Consider the following 20552-nt stretch of genomic DNA (forward strand, 5'->3'; position numbering starts at 1 on the left):
ATCTATTCAATTGAAAATTGCAAAAAAAGAAACAGGTGCAGCCTTCAAAATGGTTCAGAAATTTTCTTCATTAATGCGTGGAATATTAAACTATTCACAAAAAGAACTGATTTCTTTAAAGCAAGAATTAGACATTCTCAATAACTATTTAGAATTAGAGAGAAATCGATTTGAAGATGAGCTGAATATTGAGATGAATATCAATGAAGAAATGGATTTAGAAGACTTTAGAATACCATCATTAATCACACAACCCATTGCAGAGAATTCAATCCATCATGGATTAAAACATAAACATGGCGAAAAGAAGATCAGCATTATTCTTCATAAAATTGATGACTTATCTTACACCTTAGAAATTAGCGATAACGGGATTGGAATAGAAAAAGCCAATCAAATTAACCAAGAAAACAACAAATCTGATTCATTTGCAATGCAAGCGATTAGAAAGCGAATTACATATATCAACTCCCTCAATGAGATTAGTGTTGACTTAGAAGTCTCTTCTACTGACCAAGGAACAAAAACCACCATAAAAGTGAAAGAAAATGATTAAATACATTGTTATCGATGATGAGCCTAACCCAAGAGAATTATTGATTTTTTCAATAGAATCACTCGGACTTCCGTACCAATTAGTAGGTGAGGCTAAAAGTTTATTGGAAGGCGTTGATTTAATTCGAAAAGAGAAACCAGATGTTGTATTTTTAGACATTCAAATGCCCGAACATATTGGACTAAAAATTAAATCATTTTTAAATGAAGAGGAATTCGATTTTAAATTGATTTTTGTTACCGCATACGATCAATATACCATTCAGGCAATTAGACTTTCAGCTTTCGACTATCTATTAAAACCAATAGAACACACTGAGCTTGCTGAATGTTTAGAACGTATTATCAACGAAAAGAAAACAGAAAACACCTATCAGCAATTAAAAACAATTGAGAATCAAAATGTCATCGTAATTAAATCTCATGAAGGAACTTATTTCATCAATATTCACGAAATACTATCCATTACCGCAGATGGAATGTACAGTAAATTTCAACTAAAAGACAAAGTGATACTTTCCTCAAAACCACTTAAAATGTACGAGCAAATACACGTTAAATTATACCGCTGTCATCGATCGCATATTATCAATCTCGATCAAATTGAAAAAATAGAAGGTCAAAATGTTGTACTTAAAGATCATCAGCAATATCCAGTATCACGCAATTATAAAACCGATTTGGTAGAAGCCTTGAAAGGGAGATTTGATGACTAGATTAATTTAAATGTTCTCCAAAAAAAACTTGTTTGACAAAAAAATGGAGAGTTTTGTCTTTGGGTTAAAACAAATAAATGACCGTTCCATTTTTGCTCAGGGCCTCTTCCTATAGTTGCTTTTTCGAGAAATAAAAAGTTTGCTATAATGAAAACGACTATCAAAATTATGTTTACGAATTTTTTCTTATTTACAACAACAATTATGCAGCCTAGAACGGCCAACAAGGTATAAAAACCAAGATAACTTAAATCTCCTAGCCCATGTCCAAACGAAAGTTGTCCGAGCCACATTAATAAGACCAAAAGGTTTAGGATTGTAATTAATGCGATTGCGGCATATTTGACTGTTTTTTTGTTAGTCTTTCTATTCTTCAAGAATAGGTATTTGAAAATTTAATAATTAAAGATAGTTTGCTTTTATGAATTAGCAAGATAACGAGTTAAAAATCCTCCTAACAATGGGTAAATCCTCTCCCTTAATCCCTCTCCTAAAAAGAGGGAGACATCTACCCACCTATTTTAAATTACTAACCTAATTAGATGAGGTCATTACCTTAATATATAAAAAAAAGCCAGTTGCAAAGTAAACTTCACAACTGGCTAAATTTTAATTAGACTGCAGAATTATCGCAAACCAATAATTCGTAATTGATTATTTCTTAATTCGTAATTCTTTCACCCCCATATTATACAAAGTGAATCCATAAATATCGGCATACTGCTGAATGGTTTTACTGATTGGTGTTCCTGCACCGTGACCAGCATTTACTTCAATACGAATTAACATTGGTGCATTACCTCCGTTTTTCTTTTGTAATTCTGCTGCAAACTTAAACGAATGCGCTGGTACTACTCTATCATCATGATCTCCTGTTGTGATCAAAGTTGCTGGATAACTCACTCCTTCTTTCACGTTGTGAACTGGAGAGTAACCTAATAAGTAATCTAACATTTCAGGAGAGTCTTCTGCTGTTCCGTAATCGTAAGCCCAACCTGCACCTGCAGTAAAGGTATGGTAACGAATCATATCTAGAACCCCTACCGCTGGCAAGGCAACTTTAAATAAATCTGGTTCTTGTGTCATACATGCTCCTACCAATAAACCACCGTTTGATCCACCGCGGATTGCTAAGTAATCAGAAGAAGTGTATTTATTATCGATTAAGTAATGAGCTGCTGCAATAAAGTCATCAAAAACATTTTGTTTTTGCATTTTCGTACCTGCATTGTGCCATTCTTTACCGTATTCTCCACCACCACGAAGGTTAGGAACAGCGTAGATTCCGCCATTTTCCATCCAAACTACATTTGCAGTAGAAAAAGAAGGTGTAAGACTTACGTTAAATCCACCATAACCATATAAAATTGTGGGATTCGTTCCGTCTAGCTCTACTCCTTTTTTGTGGGTAATAATCATCGGTACTTTTGTTCCGTCTTTTGATTCATAAAAGATTTGCTCTGAAACGAAGTCAGCTGGATTAAAATCAATTTCTGGTTTCCAATAATTGTTAGATTCTCCAGTTGCTGGATTAAATTCAAACACACTTCCTGGAGTAATATAATTCGTGAAAGAATAATACAAAACCGTATCTTCTTCTTTACCGCCGAATCCACCAGCAGAACCAATCCCTGGCAAGTCGATTGTTCTGATTAATTTTCCATCAAAATCATATTGCTTGACTTCTGAAGTTGCATCCACCATATATTGAGCAAACAAGTAACCTCCTCCTTTGGAAGTAGAAAGTACATTTTCTGTTTCTGGAATTACATCTACCCAATTGTCAGTTGTTGGATTCTCAAATGTTGTTTTGACCAATCTTTTGTTTGGCGCGTTTAAGTTCGTTGAAATGTAGAAAGTATTGTCTTTTGTTGTCAAAACTCCTGCATCTTGATCATAACCTGTTACCAACGGTTTGATTTCAGCGTTCTCATCTGTTAAATCCAAAACACTTAACTCATTTCCTGAAGTTGAAATAGCTCCTGTAATGAACAAATATTTTCCATCTTTTGAAACAGAACCTCCAACATATCTTCTTTTCTGTTCTTCTGTTGCTCCGTAAATTACTTTATCCTCAGATTGTGCTGTTCCTAATTTATGGTAATACAATTTATGTTGATCTGTTTTTGCAGAAAGTTCACTTCCTTCTGGCTTGTCATAGCTACTGTAGAAGAAACCTTCGTTATTTTTCCAAGAAAGTCCAGAAAATTTCACATCAATTAATGTGTCTTCTAAGATTTCTTTTTTCACGGCATCCATTACGATTACTTTTCTCCAATCTGAACCTCCTTCAGAAATAGCATAAGCAGCCAAAGTTCCGTCTTCTGTGAAAGAAAGTTGACCTAAAGAAGTTGTTCCGTCTTCAGAAAATGTATTTGGATCTAAAAACACTTCTTCGTTTCCTTCTGCATCTTTTCTGTATACAACGTATTGATTTTGTAATCCGTCATTTTTAGAATAATAAACATAATCTCCTTTTTTAGAAGGTGCAGATATTTTCTCATAATTCCACAATTCTGATAAACGCTCTTTTAAATCATCGCGGTATGGAATTTCGTCTAGGTAATCGAAAGTCACCTTGTTTTGTGCCTTTACCCACTCCGCTGTTTCATCACTCATATCATCTTCCATCCAACGGTAGGGATCAGCGATAACTTTATCAAAAATAGTGTCGGCATCACTGCGTTCCTCTGTTTTTGGATATTCCAAAGTTGTTTTCATTTTTTCTTGTTCTAGATTTTCTCCTTGCTCTTGGTTACATCCAATCAGCAGACTTCCAAGAATTGGGATAACGAATAGTTTTTTATACATGTTTCTCTCTTTTTGAATTGTGTAAAGATAAGGAAAAAGTAGGATTTCATAGCTGAGGGCTATAAGCTTAAAGCTAAAGGCCTGTTACAGCTACGATTTGAGATTTCCATATTGATTAGTTGAGTGGTTTTGGGTGTTTTTTGGATGACGGCACGCGGATAACGCGAATACAAGCATCGCTGATTTTGGCGGATATTTTTATGTAATGAAGTCAATTTATTTCCGTGAAGAATAAGCGCTGAAAAGATTAATCAAAGTTGTTTCTGATTCGTTCTAATTCTTGAATATCTAATAAGTCCTTTGGTCTATTCGACTTTATTTTACTAGAAATAAGATCGTTATAATTCATTACTTTGATATGAATCTCTTTTTCTTCTTTTTTTAATATTGAAGTTTCAGCATTTTTAAAAACCTCATCGAAAGACTTATTTGCTGAAAACTTAGTGATAAGTTCTAAATTTAACGGCTCTCTCGGTGAAAATTTAACGGAGATATTCTGTTTTTGTTCAACGACTTCTTTTGGAAATTGGGTCAATTCATATCCCATCTGATTAAAAACCTTAACTAATTTCTTTAAGTTTTCTGAACTGGTTTTAATCCAAAAATCGACATCTGCTGAATGTCGTTTATAACCGTGGAAGTTTACTGCCCCGCCTCCAACCATAACCATTTCTACTTTTTCCTTTTGAGCTAGTTCGTAAAATTGTAAAATATTATTACTCCAATCTTCCATCACTTTTCATCATTCAAAATCACAATAAAGTTTTCTTCCTTTTCCTGTGGTTTTTTGGAAGGAAACTGAGCAAAATAGGGCATTTCATTTAAAAACTCAATTAGTCGCTCACTTGGCTTTAAAGCTAAAAATCGCTTTTCCTCCATTCTATTCGCTTCTTCTTTTGTGGTGTATGAAATTTCCATGACTTTTCCTTATTGATAAATATAAACATTTAAATCCTAAGTTAAGTGGTAAAGTGCTTAAAGAAGAGCTGTTGAATTTCAAAATGTGCTATTACCAATGGAGGAAACAACAAATTTAATAATCGGTACAAAATTATGCAAACAGGGAATGTCTTCAGTGTTTATTCAGAAATAAACATTCTCAAGCCTTTACTCCTCAAAAACTCATTCAATTCAATCTTTTTATCCTCGGGACAAAAGAAGGTTATCTCTGATTTTTTATTTCTCACAAGCTCAACAACAATTATCTCCTTATCTAATTCACCTAAAAACAATGTAGGATGCGGATTCAACTGTTGCTTTATTACGAATCTCTTTATGAAATCATAGTTATAAATAATTTTCCTACCACTTAATTTCTCTACTTGTATATAATCATTTTTGAGTATTACATTCTTAATAGCGCTGTCTATAAAAAGGTATAACAACAATAAGAACACCCCAATAAATATAAGTTTTCCTATTAGATTAAAAGAAATAAAAAATGCAAAAAGTATCATTCCTAAAAGAGGAACAACAACTATGGCTTGCAAGAATATTCGCAAGCGTGATTCTCCACTAAATTTCAATTGATAATCGGCTTCCACTACACGATATTGTTTTACCACAAAAATTATGGTAGTTCAAATCTAATTTTTTTATTACCCCGATAGCAAACTCCCAAGCAATGGAATAACTAATAATTTTTCTTACATCGTTTCTTTTCATTCTGAATTGGTTAAATATAAGGAAAAACAAGTATTCAAAGACCACTGATTGATTTGGTTCAAGTAGGATGAAGGAACGCGGATTAAGCTGGAGTAAAACACAACAATTTAAAACAAATGGAAAAGGACGGTTGCAAACCGTCCCTGCGTATTCCATTTTTAAACGATTGTTTTTGCGTGGATTTTGTTCCATCCAAAATTCGTAATTCGTAATTTCAATTCCTAATTAAATAATGAATCATCCACCAAATTCGGCACTGTAACTTTTAACAAAGGCTCCATTTCCATGGCACGTTTGATTGCAAACATTGATCCTTCGTTTCTTGCCCAGTTTCTTCTGGCTATTCCGTTGTTTACATCCCAATGCAGCATAGATTTCAATCTTCTGTCAGCATCGGCTGTTCCATCGAGCAACATTCCAAAACCACCGTTGATGACTTCTCCCCAACCTACTCCACCACCATTGTGAATGGAAACCCAAGTTGCACCGCGGAATGAATCCCCGATTACGTTTTGAATCGCCATGTCGGCAGTGAATTGTGACCCGTCGTAAATATTTGACGTTTCTCTATAAGGCGAATCTGTTCCTGAAACATCGTGGTGATCTCTTCCCAAAACTACTGGTCCGATTTCTCCTTTTTCTATTGCTTTGTTGAAAGCTTCCGCGATTTTCATTCTTCCTAATGCATCGGCATATAAGATTCTTGCTTGTGAACCCACAACTAATTTATTTTCTTGCGCACCTTTAATCCATTGGATATTGTCCGCCATTTGCTGTTGAATTTCAGCTGGACTTTCTTTTTGTAATTCTTCTAAAACTTGACAAGCAATTTCATCAGTTTTGGCTAAATCTGCTGGATCGTTTGAAGCACAAACCCAACGGAAAGGTCCAAATCCGAAATCGAAACACATAGGTCCCATGATGTCCTGAACATAAGATGGATATTTGAAATCAATTCCGTTTTCTGCCATAATATCTGCACCAGCGCGTGACGCTTCTAATAAAAAGGCATTTCCGTAGTCAAAGAAATAGGTTCCTCTTGCTGTGTGATTATTGATCGCATTGGCATGTCGAACAAGAGATTTTTGAACTTCTTTTTTAAATTGCTCTGGGTTTTCGGCCATCATTTTGTTGGATTCTTCCAAACTTAATCCAGCAGGATAATATCCTCCCGCCCAAGGATTGTGCAATGAAGTTTGGTCAGATCCTAAGTCAACTTTTACGTTTTCTTGATCGAATTTCTCCCAAACATCAACGATATTTCCTTGGTAAGCAATCGAAACGACTTCCTTATTGGCCTTTGCTACATTTACACGAGCAACCAATTCATCTAAATCTGAAATTACCTCATCGACCCAACCTTGAGAATGACGGGTATTTGTTGCTTTTCCGTTGATTTCAGCACATACGGTAATGCATCCTGCAATATTCCCTGCTTTCGGTTGTGCTCCTGACATTCCACCTAGTCCGGCGGTAAGGAATAATTTTCCTGCTAATCCTTCACCGTCTTTTGCAATTTTTCTTCCTGCGTTTAAAACGGTAATCGTTGTTCCATGTACAATTCCTTGAGGTCCGATATACATAAAAGAACCAGCAGTCATCTGACCATATTGCGTAACTCCAAGTGCGTTGTACTTTTCCCAATCGTCTTGTTTCGAATAATTCGGAATCATCATTCCATTCGTAACCACAACTCTTGGAGCATCTTTATGCGATGGAAAAAGTCCCATCGGGTGTCCAGAATACATCACTAAAGTTTGTTCTTCCGTCATTTCCGATAAATACTTCATGGTCAAACGGTATTGCGCCCAGTTTTGGAATACTGCACCGTTTCCACCGTAGGTTATTAACTCGTGTGGATGTTGTGCTACTGCGTAATCCAAATTATTGTGGATCATGAGCATGATGGCTTTCGCTTGGTCACATTTCCCAGGATATTCCTTAATGTCTCTGGCGTGCAATTTATAATCTGGACGATAACGGTACATATAAATTCGACCGTAAGTTTCCAATTCGTGTTTAAAATCAGGTAACAACTCAGCATGCTGCTCAGAAGGAAAATATCTTAAAGCATTTTTCAAGGCCAACTTTTCCTCTTCTTTAGAAAGAATTTGCTTTCTTTTTGGAGCGTGATTCACTGAAGAATCATAAGGCTTTGCTGGTGGAACTTTTGAAGGAATTCCTTCCTGAATGTCTTTTTGAATATCTTGTATTGTCATGTTAAAAACGTTTTAGTTCTATTTTATTTAATATCATCCCGACAGAGCAAAGCGACGAGGAATCTCTTTACCTATCAACTATCCCTTTTCAATACTAAGTATTTTGTACCTATCGAAACATTAAATATATTAATCTGAAGCAATAAGAAGTTCTCAGGCTACAGACTTAATCTCCCTACCCCAAACTTTTCAATTTTTCTTCTAAGATTTTAATCTTTTCCTGAGCATCGGCTAACTTCTTCTTTTCGATATTAACCACCTGTTCGGGTGCGTTATTCACGAATCTTTCGTTCCCTAACTTCTTTTGAACAGATTTCATAAAGCCTTCCGTATATTTCAATTCACCTTTAACTTTTTCAATTTCAGCTTCAACATCCACAGTATCGCCAAAAGGAATATAGAAAGAGGAATTCTTCACGATAAAAGAGAAGGCATTGTCCATTTTCTCATCAATATAAGAAAGTGCTGAAACGTTACCCATTTTGATTAAAACAGGATCCATTGCTACTGAATGATTATTGCTTTTTACAATTCCTAATTCGATTTCAACTTTATTGGCAATGTTATTTTGCTTACGGATGTTACGAATATTAGAAATCACTTCAGCAGTTATTTTGAAGTTGTTAATAATGTCTTCATTTACTTTTCCAGCTTCTGGCCATTCTGCAACAATAATATCTTCTCCTTCTTTTCTTTCTTTCAATAAGTGCCAAATTTCTTCAGAAATAAATGGTGTGAAAGGGTGAATGATTTTCATTAATTGCTCAAAGAATTCAATCGTTTGTGCTTTTGTTTTTGCGTCAATCGGTTGCTGATAGGCTGGCTTAATCATTTCTAAATACCAAGAACAGAAATGATCCCAAACTAATTTGTAAGAGGCCATTAAAGCATCAGAAATTCTAAATTTATCGAATTGGTCATTGATGTGAATCAAAGTTTCGTTGAGTTTACTTTCAAACCACTCTACTGCAATTTTAGAAGATTCTGGTTGCTCGATTTCTGCAACCTCCCAAGAACTTACTAAACGGAAGGCATTCCAGATCTTATTGGTGAAGTTTCTTCCTTGCTCACACTGACTTGTATCAAATGGCAAATCATTTCCTGCTGGTGATGAAACCAACATTCCAATTCTAACTCCATCCGCTCCGAAGTCTTCAATTAATTTAATCGGATCTGGAGAGTTCCCTAATGATTTAGACATTTTACGGCCTAATTTATCACGAACAATTCCAGTATAATATACATTTTTAAACGGTTGTTCATCCATCCATTCGTATCCAGCAATAATCATTCTTGCTACCCAGAAGAACATAATTTCTGGAGCCGTTACGATATCGTTTGTTGGATAGTAATATTTTATTTCTTCGTTGTTTGGGTTTGTTAATCCATCAAAAACAGAAATTGGCCACAACCAGCTCGAGAACCAAGTATCCAAAACATCTTCGTCTTGTTTTAATTCTACTTCAGAAATAGTTCTTCCTGCTTTTTCGTTGGCTAATTTCAAGGCTTCTTCTTGATTTTTCGCCACTACAAAGTCGTCGTCTCCTTCACCAAAATACCACGCAGGAATTCTGTGTCCCCACCACAATTGTCTAGAAATACACCAATCTTTGATGTTTTCCATCCAGTGACGGTAGGTGTTTTTCATGTTGTCTGGATAGAACTTAATGTCGCCATTCATCACATGTTCCAATGCTGGTTCAGATAAGTTTTTCATATCTACGAACCATTGTAAAGAAAGACGCGGTTCAATAACTGCGTCGGTTCTTTCAGAAAAGCCTAATTTATTGATATGGTCTTCCACTTTCACCATGAAACCTTTCTCTTCTAATTCTTTTGCAATAGCTTTTCTCGCTTCAAAACGATCCATCCCCTCGTAATGCAATCCTTTTTCATTCAAGGAACCGTCGGCATTCAAGATATCAATTACTTCCAAGTTGTGACGCTCACCCATTTCGTGGTCATTCACATCGTGTGCTGGTGTAATTTTCAAACACCCTGTACCAAATTCCATATCCACATAATCATCTTCGATAATTGGAATAGCACGGTTAGCAATAGGAACAATGGCTTTTTTACCGATCAAGTTTACATAACGAACGTCATTCGGATTCACACAAATTGCGGTATCCCCCAAAATGGTTTCAGGTCGAGTTGTTGCAATTGTTAACCACTCATCCGTTCCTTCGATTTGGTAACGCACGTTGTACAATTTAGAATTCACTTCTTTGTGAATTACCTCCTCATCTGAAAGCGCCGTTTTTGCAGATGGATCCCAATTCACCATTCTTACGCCACGGTATATTTTTCCTTTTTTATATAAATCAATGAAAATGTCTTCAACAGATTCAGCATAGCTCTCATCCATTGTGAAGGTTGTTCGCTCCCAATCACATGAAGCTCCTAATTTCTTCAATTGATCAAGGATAATTCCTCCGTGTTTTTCTTTCCATTCCCAAGCATGCTCCATAAATTCATCACGTGTCAAGTCGGATTTCTTAATTCCTTCACCACGTAATTTGTTCACTACTTTTGCTTCAGTTGCAATAGATGCGTGGTCTGTTCCTGGCACCCAACATGCATTTTTACCTTGCATACGTGCACGACGAATCAAAACATCTTGAATGGTATTGTTCAACATGTGTCCCATGTGCAAAACTCCTGTAACGTTGGGCGGTGGAATTACAATGGTATATGGCTCTCTGTCATCTGGTTCACTGTGGAAATAGTTTTTCTCCATCCAGTGTTTGTACCATTTTTCTTCTGACTTCTGTGGTTCGTATGTTTTGGGAATTTCCATGCTTATTTTCTTGTTTGACACAAAGATAATTAAACGCTAGGAAATGGTGGTGGGTTGGGGTGAATAAATGTTTGTCTGATAATTATGAGTGATGAATGATGAATGCAGTCGGGACTTCGTGTGTACCAACCCCCTTCTGCATTTATCATTTAAAAAAACTCAAAATTCACACTCACAACTTAAAGGTTTTTTACTCTAAAAAACCTTTAAACTCCATTCCTAAATCAGTTGCTTTCCACGTTGAAGATTGCTCTATAAAATCGTCTGAAAAATGCGTTCTTGTGTGAACTTTTAGGGGGTAATTCTCTAAGTTCCCATTCAATACAATCTGCTTTCCTTGGGGTACAAATATTTTTACTGTTACTTTTTGACCTCTAAATTTACTTGATTTAGGAAATGAATAACGGGTTGGAATATTCAAGACATTTCCATCTTGTGCAATGGCATACCAAACATCTTCAGAATTGATTTTAGCACTTTTCAATGTTCCACCTTGGCTACGTCTTTCAACGGTGTAATAGAATATAGAATCTGGTGTTGACAACACTTCAATTCTTGCATAGCCCATTTTTATTTCTTCTTCATCTATAGATAAATAGTTGTTGAAACTATATTCCATTTCATTGGAAATTTTCAAATCATCTTCGAATAAATTCACTTGTAAATCCAGAGAGTCTACTTGAACAATTTGACGTTCAACAGAAGTGTATCTTTCTTTAAAATCGAAGCCGGTTTTTGCTCCCAGTACAGAAATCGTTACGATTGCAGCAAACCAAATCACCAATAAAGTTAGAATAAACGCTCTTGACTTCTTCTTTCCACTCAAGGTCAGCATTTCTCCCAACATAATTAAAAACATAATTGGAATCAAAGCAACAAAGAAAATACTCCAAACCGCGAGGGTTGCATCTTCAAAAATCAATCCTACTCCTGTTTTAACATCGGTAAATACAGGAATTCCATTGACGAACACAAAATTTGATTTTGTAATGAACACAAGTACAAGCGCAACTATTGAAACGATTCCACCAATTATCAAAACAAAACCTATTAACCTTGAAATCATGCGAAGCACTGTAGTTATGGCCCCATTCCCTTTTTCAATGGTAAATTTCACTGAGTTTGACGCGCGCTTAAATCCAGTTTTAGCTTCCTCTTTCACTGAATCGGCGAAGGCTTTTATGTTATCCAAATTTGCAGGTTGACCTTTCATTTGCAACTTCTGAGCTGTAGTTTTTGCTTCTGGAATTGCAATCCAAGCTATGATGTACACCAAAACTCCAGAACCACCAACCAAAACCAATACGATCCACAAAACACGAATCAAAACGGGGTCGATGTTAAGGTAATGACCTAAACCTGCGGAAACTCCCGCCAGCATTCCTTCATCAGTATCCCTGTACAATCGCTTAGATTCCGCCTTTTGATTGAACTGTGTTTCTGATTTATTTTCTTCATATTCAGCCTCGTCATAATCCTCATCAAATTGATTCGGTGACCCCATGATTGAGATAACTTCTTCAACATCTGCATAAGTAACAACTTCTTTATTTTTGTTTAATCGTTCTTGAAATAGTTCTGCAATTCGCGATTCAATATCCGCTACCATTTCTTCTACACCTTCTTGACTAGAAAAAACCCGTTTAATGTCTGTAAGGTAATCCTTCAAAATCTGAAAAGCATCTTCTTCAATATGATAAACCATACCTGCCAGATTTATAGTTGTTGTCTTTTTCATAGCGTTTTATTTTCTAATTGGTTAACTGCTTTTTTCAATATGCTCCATGTGGCTTTTAACTCCGACAAGAAAGACTCGCCTTCCTTGGTTAATCCATAATACTTCCTTGGTGGCCCAGCGTTAGATTCCTCCCAACGATAATCTAGCAATTCGGCATTCTTCAATCGGGTGAGTAAAGGATAAAGCGTTCCTTCTACCACAATCAATTCAGCTTCCTTCAACTGCTCAATGATTTCAGATGGATAACATTCTTTTTCTGAAAGGATGGATAAAACACAGTATTCTAAAATACCTTTCCTCATTTGTGCTTTCGTGTTCTCTACCTTCATAATTATATTATTACAGGACAAATATACAAAAGAATATAGTACTATGCAATACAAGGTACTATATATTTAAAATAAATTTTAAATATAGTGTGAGAAAGAGAGAAAAGAGCGAGGCGCTTCGATTCATCCATTTGTTTAAAAGATTTATTTTATAAAAGAATCAAAAATCGTAGTTTAGCGGAAAATTATAATTATGAAAAAGAAACACTTAATGATAGGTTTGATGACTGCTGGTTTTTTTGCTAGCTGTAACACTCCTTCAACAACTGATGCTCCTACTAGCGAAACAGACTCAACAGAAGTTGTAGTTGAAGAAACAGAAGAAGAGGAAGAGACAACGATTGATCCGAATCAAACTTCGTTTGGTCCTAACAAGGTTGACACAACAATTGCCATTTCAACTGAGGAATTATTAGCACAGTTTGAGGGAAAAACAGAATTGGAAGCCACTTTCAAAGCGGAGATTAACGAAACTTGCTCAAAAATGGGATGTTGGATAAACATCGCAAAGGAAGATGGTGAAACATTTAGAGTTCGTTTTAAAGACCACTTTACTATTCCTGTTGACACAGAACCAGGTACCATCGCTTACATGTCAGGAAAAGCAATTCAAGATACTGTTTCTGTAGATATGCAAAAGCATTTTTTAGAGGACGCTAATGCATCTCAGGAAGAAATCGATGCGGTTACAGAAGTTAAATATGGGATGACTTTTATTGCTGATGGTATAGAAATCGTGAAGTAGACTTTACAGAAATCGTCAACTTATAATGAAAAACAAAAGTAACTGAACAATTTAAATCATAACATTTTAAAGAGATTCCTCGGCGTTTACATTCTTTTGCAAGAATATAAACTTTGTCTGAATGACATTTCATTTGGTAGGTCTCGGAAAAAAAAGCACTCCTCAAGCTCCGCTTGAGTAGTGCTTTTTTTTTAAACTTCCGAGCCACAACTATGTCTTTCCGACAAAGCGCAGCGCCGAGGAATCTCTTTTTTTTAGTCGTTAACTAGTCTCTCCACATTCTATCGTATTGGAAACATCCATTACAAAGAGGATGAGCCATTTATTATATTAAGTATAACCAACAAAAAAGGGCGCATAAATGCGCCCTTTTTTGTTGGTTATATTCTTCCTAGAAGTTATATTCTCCAGCTTCGATAACACGTTGTGCGATTTGCTGACGTGCTTCTTTAGAATTAAATCCTTCGATTTTAGTGAATCGACGTAATCCCATCAACATCATTTTCGCTTCGTCCCCTCCAGCAAATGCGTTAATTGCATCTTTTGCTGACTTATTGATTTTATCTGCCATATCATAGAAGTATGTCTTCACGATAGCGATTTCATCTTTACAAGCTTCTTCACCTTTCATTGCAATCATCTTATCTACACGCAATAGAACTGATTCTGCCATGTAAGTATCGATTGATAAATCGGCGATATTCATTAAAACCTCTTGTTCTTTAGCTAGGGTTTGCATTAATTTCTGAACTGCAGATCCAGCTACCATTAATATTGTTTTCTTGAATCCAGCCAATGCTTTATATTCTTCAGCAAAAACACCTTCTGGTGCATCACCAAAATCTGGGATACTCATTAATTCATTGGCTACCTCTTGAGCGGGCCCCATCAAATCAAGTTCTCCTTTCATTGCTCTTTTCAACACCAAGTCTACAGTCAACATACGGTTGATTTCGTTGGTTCCTTCAAAGATACGGTTGATTCGTGCATCACGGTAAGCTCTTTCTACCGCCGATTCTGCAGAATACCCCATTCCTCCATGAATTTGAACTGCCTCATCTACAACATAGTCTAAACACTCAGAACCTGCAACTTTCAAGATTGCACATTCGGGAGCAAACATTTCAATTCCTTTTAAGGTTGCTTGCTCTTTGTCCATACCCCCATCAATATATGCTTGGATGGCATCATCAATATTTTGACCGGCACGGTAAGTTGCTGACTCTACGACAAAAGATTTAATTACTTGCTCGGCAATTTTATGACGAATTGCTCCGTATTTAGAGATTGGTCGCCCAAATTGCTCGCGCTCGTTAGCATATTTAATTGAATAAGTTATAGCATCTTTCGCTCCACCTAAAACACCTGCCGCTAATTTAATACGACCAATATTCAAAATATTCAAGGCGATTTTAAACCCATTTCCGCGCTCAGAAAGCATATTTTCAACAGGAACTTTAACGTTATTAAAGAATACCTGACGCGTAGAAGAACCTTTAATTCCCATCTTCTTCTCTTCCGGATTTAAAGAAACTCCTTCAGATTCTGCATCAACAATAAATGCAGTTAAGTTTTTATCGTCACCAATTTTAGCAAAAACAGTCAATACCTTTGCGAATCCACCATTGGTAATCCACATTTTCTGACCATTGATGATATAATGCTTTCCATCATCAGTTAATTCAGCTTTAGTTTTTCCTGAATTTGCATCAGAACCTGAAGAAGGCTCTGTCAAACAATAAGATGCTTTCCATTCACCAGAAGCTAATTTTGGAATATATTTTTCTTTTTGTTCTTGCGTTCCATAGTATAGAATTGGTAAAGTTCCGATTCCTGTGTGTGCACCATAAGCAACAGAGAAAGAATATCCTTTTCCTAATCTTTCGGTAGCCAATAAAGTCGTTTTAAAATCAACGCCCATTCCTCCTAAATCTTCTGGAACAGACAAACCTAAAAGACCTAACTCACCTGCTTTATCCAATAAAGAAGGCATTAATCCCTCTTCCATTTCATCTATGCGGTCCAAATTCGGCTTAATTTCTTGCTCGATAAAATCATCGCACATACTCGCAATCATTCCTTGTTCTTCAGTCCATTCTTCTGGAATGAAAATATCTTCTGGCTTTGTATCACGGATAATGAACTCTCCACCTTTAATCGTATTGTTTTCTGACATGTTATATAGTTTTAATGAATATTCAGCTTTTTACTGTCGTAAACATAACAATTATATCTTTACTATGCAAGCATACTAAAATAAGAATATTCATTTTTTTTATGAAATGAGGAAAAGTCGTAAATAAAACCCACATGAATGCTGAAATCTTTATCTTTGAAAAAAAGTTAGTCATAAGTGAAAGTTTTTCAAGGTTTTAATGAAATAGCAAAGATTCCTCATCCCGTTTTAACCATTGGAACGTTCGACGGAGTACATTTGGGACATCAAAAAATCATCAAGCAGCTCAATGAAGTCGCTGAGAAGATAGGCGGCGAATCTGTACTTTTTACCTTTTACCCTCACCCTAGAATGGTGCTATTCCCTGAATCTCATGGCTTAAAACTAATTCAAACCCAGGTTGAAAAACTAGACAAGTTAGAGCGCATGGGGTTGAAGAACATTATTGTCCACCCATTTACCAAAGAATTTTCACGTTTAACCGCACTTGAATTTGTCCGCGACTATTTAGTCAACAAGTTGAACATCAAAACCATTGTGATTGGTTATGATCACCAGTTCGGAAAAAACAGAGAAGGAAGCTTGGAGTTACTCAAGGAACTGGCACCTGTTTACGATTTTGAAGTCATAGAAATTGGCGCTAAAGACATCGATGAAGTCAATGTGAGTTCAACAAAGATCCGTGAAGCATTAAAAGAAGGTAATATCGAATTGGCCAACACTTATTTAGGTGAAGAATTTCAAATCAATGGTCCTGTCGTTCACGGTCAACAACTAGGTACAAAACTTGGTTTTCCTACAGCCAATATCGAGCTTGAAAATGACATTAAACTGATTCCTAAAAACGGTGTTTACGCCACGCGAGTCGCAAGAGAAAACAATGCAGAATACTTTGGCTTAGTGAGCATAGGTGAACGGCCAACGGTTGATGATTCTGGCCGCATCTCTATTGAAGTCTACCTTTTGGACTTTGAAGGAGATTTATACGGTGAAAATTTAAGATTAAAAATCCTCAAACGCATCCGTGACGAGAAAAAATTCGATACCTTAGATGAATTGGTTAAAGAAATGCATAAAGATGAGGAACGTCTTCGCAATTGGATTGTTGATTATAATTGGTAAGTTCACTTGGGGCCAAATCCCTGTGGATGATTTACACTATTATTCTCTTGAAGAAGTACAACAAGCACATCCAGACACCATATACGCAATAGATTTAAGCAAGAAAAAACTAGTGCAGTTGCCTTCTGAATTAAAGCAATATAGAAATTTAAAAGGACTCAAATTAACAAAGAATAAGCTGGAGGAATTGCCTGAGTTCTTCACCCTATTTTCCCAGCTAGAATTTTTATACCTTGACAAAAACAAATTCAACCATTTTCCACCGCAGTTATTCTACTTAGAAGACTTGACTTATTTGAACATCAGTAGAAACCAGATCAACTCCATTCCAGCTGGAATAAAAAACCTGAAAAAACTAAGGTATTTAGACCTATGGGACAATCGCTTTACGACAATTGACCCCGCGTTTGCAGAGTTGCAACAATTAGTATTTATCGATTTTAGAGGAACGACCTTTGCAACTTCATTTGTTAAGCAATGGACTACCGCCTTCCCCAATACAACGGTGAAGTTTGACAATCCTTGCAATTGTCTAGATTAAGGAAAAATAGGGAGAGCGCTCTAGAGTGAGGGTGAGATTGAAAATCAAATACTTCTCAATCAAAACAATATTCAGCTTTATTTCAGCTTATCAATTACCTCTTTGTACTTTTCGTTCTTCGTGATATAAAACCCAATTTGAAGCAATTCAAACAATTGTTCTGTTACTGGTTTGGTAATCTTATCTACCCTTACGTTCACTTCATAATTCTCCAGATCAGACAAGGCGTTTTCAACTTCATTTGCATGCGTTAAATCAATATCACCATCATAGGTCTTAATTACAAGCGTGCTTAACTCTCCTTCTACTACTCTACAAACCGTTAAAGTATCTTTTCTTCTCAATTCAACCATTTCAGTTTTTCTCAAGACACTTTCCCAAATTACATCACTAAATTGATCGATAATTCCCTCCACCTTCTCTATATCATTTTTCTTCATTTTCTCCCAATCTTCTGCTGGGATGCCATTCAATACTAAAAACTCAACGAATTCTTTTTCTAAATCCTTCAAATCCTGTAATTGCAAACGAGTATATTTCATGGTTTTGTTTTTGAATGAACAAATATCATAAATTAAATTCGTTCCTCTTCATTTTATGTTAGAATTACTGTTCACCTTAGGTCTTTAAACAAATATCGATATAAGTCATGGAATTACAATCCTTATCTTCAGTTCAACGGAAAATCAGGGAACAATGGATTCCGAGCAGAAGTTTCAAACATGACGGGTATACTCCATAGAAATAAAGCAACCATAATTTCTATTTCAAGTTACACGGCAACAGCTCAGACAATGACGGCAGAGGAGTTTTTGGATACAGATCAGATAATTTCTCTAAAAACGAACTCTCAATACTTAGTAAATCTTCCTGGTACAGAGGAGAATTGACAAATGGTACTTCAATAAACTGGACCAACAATATAAATAACCTCCCTTCATTACGCACTTTTCAATTTAAAAGAGTGAAAAAGTTTGGAGGTGGAGATGTTTTTCTAAAAACTTACAACAATTTGACTCTTGATAGTTCCTTAAGTTTCTATGTCACTTCAGGGTCAGGTAGGTTTGCAGAAACAGGAAATAAAATGTTCGGAATTGGAGAAATCCCCAACGCTCACTATTACCAAGGCTTCATAGGAGAAGCGATTGTCTTTGCAAGTGCTTTAAATGATGAAGAATTGAATAGGGTACATAGCTACCTCGCCATAAAATATGGTCAACCATTAGGATCTGTTTCTAATACTGTGAACTCCAAAGCCTCAAACGGAGCTAACATTTGGCAAGCAGATTCAAAGTACCAAAACAACATCATTGGAATTGGTCGAGATGACATTTCATTATTAAATCAAAAGCAATCGCATCAGATGGACGATGTTGTTCGTTTATACCTCAAAAAAATTCACACAACGAATCAAGAAAATAACGGAACTTTTTCAAAAGACAGGTCTTTTGTACTAATGGGTTCCAATGAAGACAAGCTGCATGCAACTGATGCTTCTAACACAGAAATGTTTGCTGGTCTTGCTTATTCCACTTCATGTCATTTGTTTTCTGTCATCGAACGAAACTGGAAAGTACAACGCACCAACATAACAGATAGGTTCAACATTGACATTCAACTCAGTGATTCTGTAAAGTTACACCAAATCAATCCAGCACACTTGCGACTTGTTGTAGACAATGACAATGACCTTTCGAATGGATGGATAGGATGTTATGGAATCAATGATGATGGTCTAAACATAGTTTATGCAAATCGGCTTTTTATTTTACAAACACCCTTATGTCATCGCCTTGTTTGATAAACGCATATACTTTCTTAACTTTAAACTCCAATAAAAACATCATGGCAAAAAAAGTCCCTCAAAAAGCGTTTACATTTCTTCAACAATTAGCAAAGAACAACGATCGTGATTGGTTTAACGAGCACAAGGCTGAGTTTAAAGCTATAGCGTCTGAAATGAAGGAGTTCTATAATGAGTTAATGATAAGCATGCAGGAACATGATGCTATTGAAAAGCTTAAGGTGTTCCGTATTTACCGAGATATTCGATTCTCGAAGAATAAAACACCTTACAAAACCCATCTTGGAGCATCTTTCACAAGAGCAAAACCAAAACTTCGAGGTGGCTATTATCTTCATTTAACGCCTGGTGAATCATTTATCGCTTGTGGTTTTTGGGCACCAGAAAAAGAAGATTTATTGCGCATCAGAAAAGAATTCGAAATGGATGCCACAGAGATCAGGGAAATCCTTGGGGACAAAACATTCAAAAACATTTGGGGAGAAATGGAAGGTGAAGAATTAAAAACAGCACCAAAAGGCTTCAACAAAGAACATGAAAACATAGATTTGATTCGTAAAAAACAATTCGTTTTCACCAAAAACTTTACAGACGAAGAAGTATTATCTCCAGGATTTATGGAAGAGATTAACAATGCATTCAAGGCCATCCGCCCCTATTTTGATTTCATGACTGAGGTACTCACAACAGATGAGAACGGCATGTCTAACTTTGAAGACTAATTAAACCATACTCCATACCCTTGACGTTTTAATTCTAGGGCCAATTGCTCTTCCATTGCCATTGCTTCAGCTTGGGTTTTCATCGGATTCAAATGATTGTATAAACTCGGACGTAAGTACTTTCCATATTGCTCAACAATACGCGATGATATTTTGTGCCCTTTCTTATTCACATAGCCTGTTTTGTGCTGTTTAAAGCGCTCTTCAGGGGTTTTACTTGTCATCCCCACATAAACACATTGCAAAGCTCCATTGAATTGCGGGTTCGCCCTCCTGAATTTTGCACTTTCAGAAAACACTTTCTTTGATAACTCGACTACATAAACTGAATATTCTGTTTTTGCCACTTTAAATTGGTGTTGGTCGGACTAAGATAGTTGTTTTTTTGATGGTTTGAAAAATGGATCAGTCTCAAAAGCTAATTGGCATAAAATAAAAAAGCACCTACATTTCTGTAAGTGCTTTTTTTTTGTGGGCCCTACTGGATTCGAACCAGTGACCCCCTGCTTGTAAGGCAGGTGCTCTAAACCAACTGAGCTAAGGGCCCTTTCTTTTCGCTTTGTTTTGAGGTTTCGTTTAACCCCGTTGCGGGTGCAAATATAAGTACAA

General features: G+C 36.1%; 20 protein-coding genes and 1 tRNA gene. 8 read left to right on the plus strand and 13 right to left on the minus strand.

The genetic code is table 11. The features are described from left to right. A partial coding sequence (locus tag ACN0U3_RS12515; protein WP_417266491.1) for a sensor histidine kinase occupies window positions 1-556 on the plus strand: 556 nt, incomplete at its 5' end. Beyond that, the gene (locus tag ACN0U3_RS12520) at window positions 549-1271 is read left to right on the plus strand and encodes a LytR/AlgR family response regulator transcription factor (protein WP_417266492.1); all 723 of its coding nucleotides are present in this window, start codon (window positions 549-551) and stop codon (window positions 1269-1271) included. The genes ACN0U3_RS12515 and ACN0U3_RS12520, both read left to right, overlap by 8 nt. Here ACN0U3_RS12520 and ACN0U3_RS12525 read toward each other — a convergent pair. From ACN0U3_RS12525 to ACN0U3_RS12565, 9 genes are all read right to left on the minus strand, one after another. Further along, the gene (locus ACN0U3_RS12525; protein ID WP_299205008.1) at window positions 1268-1648 is read right to left on the minus strand and encodes a hypothetical protein; all 381 of its coding nucleotides are present in this window, start codon (window positions 1646-1648) and stop codon (window positions 1268-1270) included. The genes ACN0U3_RS12520 and ACN0U3_RS12525 overlap by 4 nt on opposite strands. A gap of 277 nt (window positions 1649-1925) precedes the next feature. Further along, on the minus strand, window positions 1926-4082 hold the full coding sequence (locus ACN0U3_RS12530) for a prolyl oligopeptidase family serine peptidase (protein ID WP_417266493.1): 2157 nt from the start codon (window positions 4080-4082) through the stop codon (window positions 1926-1928). Between the two features lie 247 nt (window positions 4083-4329). Continuing rightward, window positions 4330-4815, minus strand: a complete 486-nt coding sequence (locus ACN0U3_RS12535; RefSeq protein WP_101333828.1) for a nucleotidyl transferase AbiEii/AbiGii toxin family protein — start codon at window positions 4813-4815, stop codon at window positions 4330-4332. Further along, window positions 4815-5000, minus strand: coding sequence for a hypothetical protein (locus ACN0U3_RS12540; protein ID WP_101333829.1), 186 nt, complete (start codon window positions 4998-5000; stop codon window positions 4815-4817). Before ACN0U3_RS12540 ends, ACN0U3_RS12535 begins: the two co-directional genes overlap by 1 nt. Window positions 5001-5161: 161 nt before the next feature. Continuing rightward, window positions 5162-5647 carry a hypothetical protein gene (locus tag ACN0U3_RS12545; protein WP_417266494.1) on the minus strand — a complete coding sequence of 162 codons (486 nt, stop codon included), beginning with the start codon at window positions 5645-5647 and terminating at the stop codon, window positions 5162-5164. A gap of 321 nt (window positions 5648-5968) precedes the next feature. Next, window positions 5969-7966, minus strand: coding sequence for a urocanate hydratase (locus tag ACN0U3_RS12550; RefSeq protein WP_417266495.1), 1998 nt, complete (start codon window positions 7964-7966; stop codon window positions 5969-5971). A gap of 175 nt (window positions 7967-8141) precedes the next feature. Beyond that, window positions 8142-10766 (minus strand): valine--tRNA ligase, encoded by a 2625-nt coding sequence (locus tag ACN0U3_RS12555; RefSeq protein WP_417266496.1) that lies wholly within the window; start codon window positions 10764-10766, stop codon window positions 8142-8144. Window positions 10767-10956: 190 nt separating this feature from the next. Further along, entirely contained in the window at window positions 10957-12504 is a 1548-nt protein-coding gene (locus ACN0U3_RS12560; RefSeq protein WP_417266497.1) for a PspC domain-containing protein, read from the minus strand. Beyond that, complete coding sequence (locus ACN0U3_RS12565) at window positions 12501-12833, minus strand: PadR family transcriptional regulator (protein WP_299204993.1); 333 nt, start codon at window positions 12831-12833, stop codon at window positions 12501-12503. Before ACN0U3_RS12565 ends, ACN0U3_RS12560 begins: the two co-directional genes overlap by 4 nt. A gap of 193 nt (window positions 12834-13026) precedes the next feature. Here ACN0U3_RS12565 and ACN0U3_RS12570 point away from each other — a divergent pair, with 193 nt between their 5' ends. Next, window positions 13027-13578, plus strand: coding sequence for a DUF4920 domain-containing protein (locus ACN0U3_RS12570; protein ID WP_417266498.1), 552 nt, complete (start codon window positions 13027-13029; stop codon window positions 13576-13578). 391 nt (window positions 13579-13969) lie between these two features. Here ACN0U3_RS12570 and ACN0U3_RS12575 read toward each other — a convergent pair whose 3' ends face one another. Further along, window positions 13970-15754, minus strand: a complete 1785-nt coding sequence (locus tag ACN0U3_RS12575; protein WP_417266499.1) for an acyl-CoA dehydrogenase family protein — start codon at window positions 15752-15754, stop codon at window positions 13970-13972. Between the two features lie 177 nt (window positions 15755-15931). Between ACN0U3_RS12575 and ACN0U3_RS12580 the strand changes: the two genes are divergently transcribed. Next, complete coding sequence (locus ACN0U3_RS12580; RefSeq protein ID WP_299204986.1) at window positions 15932-16876, plus strand: bifunctional riboflavin kinase/FAD synthetase; 945 nt, start codon at window positions 15932-15934, stop codon at window positions 16874-16876. Next, window positions 16833-17417 carry a leucine-rich repeat domain-containing protein gene (locus ACN0U3_RS12585; protein ID WP_417266500.1) on the plus strand — a complete coding sequence of 195 codons (585 nt, stop codon included), beginning with the start codon at window positions 16833-16835 and terminating at the stop codon, window positions 17415-17417. The genes ACN0U3_RS12580 and ACN0U3_RS12585 overlap by 44 nt, the downstream gene beginning before the upstream one ends. 77 nt (window positions 17418-17494) lie before the next feature. On the opposite strand, the gene ACN0U3_RS12590 is transcribed toward ACN0U3_RS12585, so the two are convergent. Beyond that, the gene (locus tag ACN0U3_RS12590; RefSeq protein ID WP_417266501.1) at window positions 17495-17959 is read right to left on the minus strand and encodes a DUF6495 family protein; all 465 of its coding nucleotides are present in this window, start codon (window positions 17957-17959) and stop codon (window positions 17495-17497) included. Window positions 17960-18139: 180 nt separating this feature from the next. Between ACN0U3_RS12590 and ACN0U3_RS12595 the strand changes: the two genes are divergently transcribed. The 3 genes from ACN0U3_RS12595 (at window position 18140) to ACN0U3_RS12605 (ending at window position 19943) form a co-directional block, all read left to right on the plus strand. Next, on the plus strand, window positions 18140-18307 hold the full coding sequence (locus ACN0U3_RS12595; RefSeq protein WP_417266502.1) for a hypothetical protein: 168 nt from the start codon (window positions 18140-18142) through the stop codon (window positions 18305-18307). A gap of 74 nt (window positions 18308-18381) precedes the next feature. After that, entirely contained in the window at window positions 18382-19218 is an 837-nt protein-coding gene (locus ACN0U3_RS12600; RefSeq protein ID WP_417266503.1) for a hypothetical protein, read from the plus strand. Window positions 19219-19262: 44 nt separating this feature from the next. Next, the gene (locus ACN0U3_RS12605; protein WP_417266504.1) at window positions 19263-19943 is read left to right on the plus strand and encodes a DUF2461 domain-containing protein; all 681 of its coding nucleotides are present in this window, start codon (window positions 19263-19265) and stop codon (window positions 19941-19943) included. Here ACN0U3_RS12605 and ACN0U3_RS12610 read toward each other — a convergent pair. Beyond that, window positions 19940-20290 carry a GIY-YIG nuclease family protein gene (locus ACN0U3_RS12610; RefSeq protein WP_299204971.1) on the minus strand — a complete coding sequence of 117 codons (351 nt, stop codon included), beginning with the start codon at window positions 20288-20290 and terminating at the stop codon, window positions 19940-19942. The genes ACN0U3_RS12605 and ACN0U3_RS12610 overlap by 4 nt on opposite strands. 125 nt (window positions 20291-20415) lie before the next feature. Then, window positions 20416-20490, minus strand: a tRNA-Val gene (locus tag ACN0U3_RS12615). Between the last annotated feature and the right edge of the window lie 62 nt (window positions 20491-20552).

The organism is Brumimicrobium sp. (assembly GCF_048268645.1).
Classification (GTDB): Bacteria; Bacteroidota; Bacteroidia; order Flavobacteriales_D; family Crocinitomicaceae; genus Brumimicrobium; species Brumimicrobium ulvae.

Excerpts from the sequence above, each read along its gene's own strand:
- ACN0U3_RS12540 (WP_101333829.1), bottom strand. The coding sequence starts at position 5,000 with ATGGAAATTTCATACACCACAAAAGAAGAAGCGAATAGAATGGAGGAA.
- ACN0U3_RS12590 (WP_417266501.1), bottom strand. The coding sequence starts at position 17,959 with ATGAAATATACTCGTTTGCAATTACAGGATTTGAAGGATTTAGAAAAA.
- ACN0U3_RS12555 (WP_417266496.1), bottom strand. The coding sequence starts at position 10,766 with ATGGAAATTCCCAAAACATACGAACCACAGAAGTCAGAAGAAAAATGG.
- ACN0U3_RS12595 (WP_417266502.1), top strand. The coding sequence starts at position 18,140 with ATGACGGGTATACTCCATAGAAATAAAGCAACCATAATTTCTATTTCA.
- ACN0U3_RS12520 (WP_417266492.1), top strand. The coding sequence starts at position 549 with ATGATTAAATACATTGTTATCGATGATGAGCCTAACCCAAGAGAATTA.
- ACN0U3_RS12550 (WP_417266495.1), bottom strand. The coding sequence starts at position 7,966 with ATGACAATACAAGATATTCAAAAAGACATTCAGGAAGGAATTCCTTCA.
- ACN0U3_RS12570 (WP_417266498.1), top strand. The coding sequence starts at position 13,027 with ATGAAAAAGAAACACTTAATGATAGGTTTGATGACTGCTGGTTTTTTT.
- ACN0U3_RS12535 (WP_101333828.1), bottom strand. The coding sequence starts at position 4,815 with ATGGAAGATTGGAGTAATAATATTTTACAATTTTACGAACTAGCTCAA.
- ACN0U3_RS12565 (WP_299204993.1), bottom strand. The coding sequence starts at position 12,833 with ATGAAGGTAGAGAACACGAAAGCACAAATGAGGAAAGGTATTTTAGAA.
- ACN0U3_RS12605 (WP_417266504.1), top strand. The coding sequence starts at position 19,263 with ATGGCAAAAAAAGTCCCTCAAAAAGCGTTTACATTTCTTCAACAATTA.
- ACN0U3_RS12575 (WP_417266499.1), bottom strand. The coding sequence starts at position 15,754 with ATGTCAGAAAACAATACGATTAAAGGTGGAGAGTTCATTATCCGTGAT.
- ACN0U3_RS12530 (WP_417266493.1), bottom strand. The coding sequence starts at position 4,082 with ATGTATAAAAAACTATTCGTTATCCCAATTCTTGGAAGTCTGCTGATT.
- ACN0U3_RS12560 (WP_417266497.1), bottom strand. The coding sequence starts at position 12,504 with ATGAAAAAGACAACAACTATAAATCTGGCAGGTATGGTTTATCATATT.
- ACN0U3_RS12585 (WP_417266500.1), top strand. The coding sequence starts at position 16,833 with ATGAGGAACGTCTTCGCAATTGGATTGTTGATTATAATTGGTAAGTTC.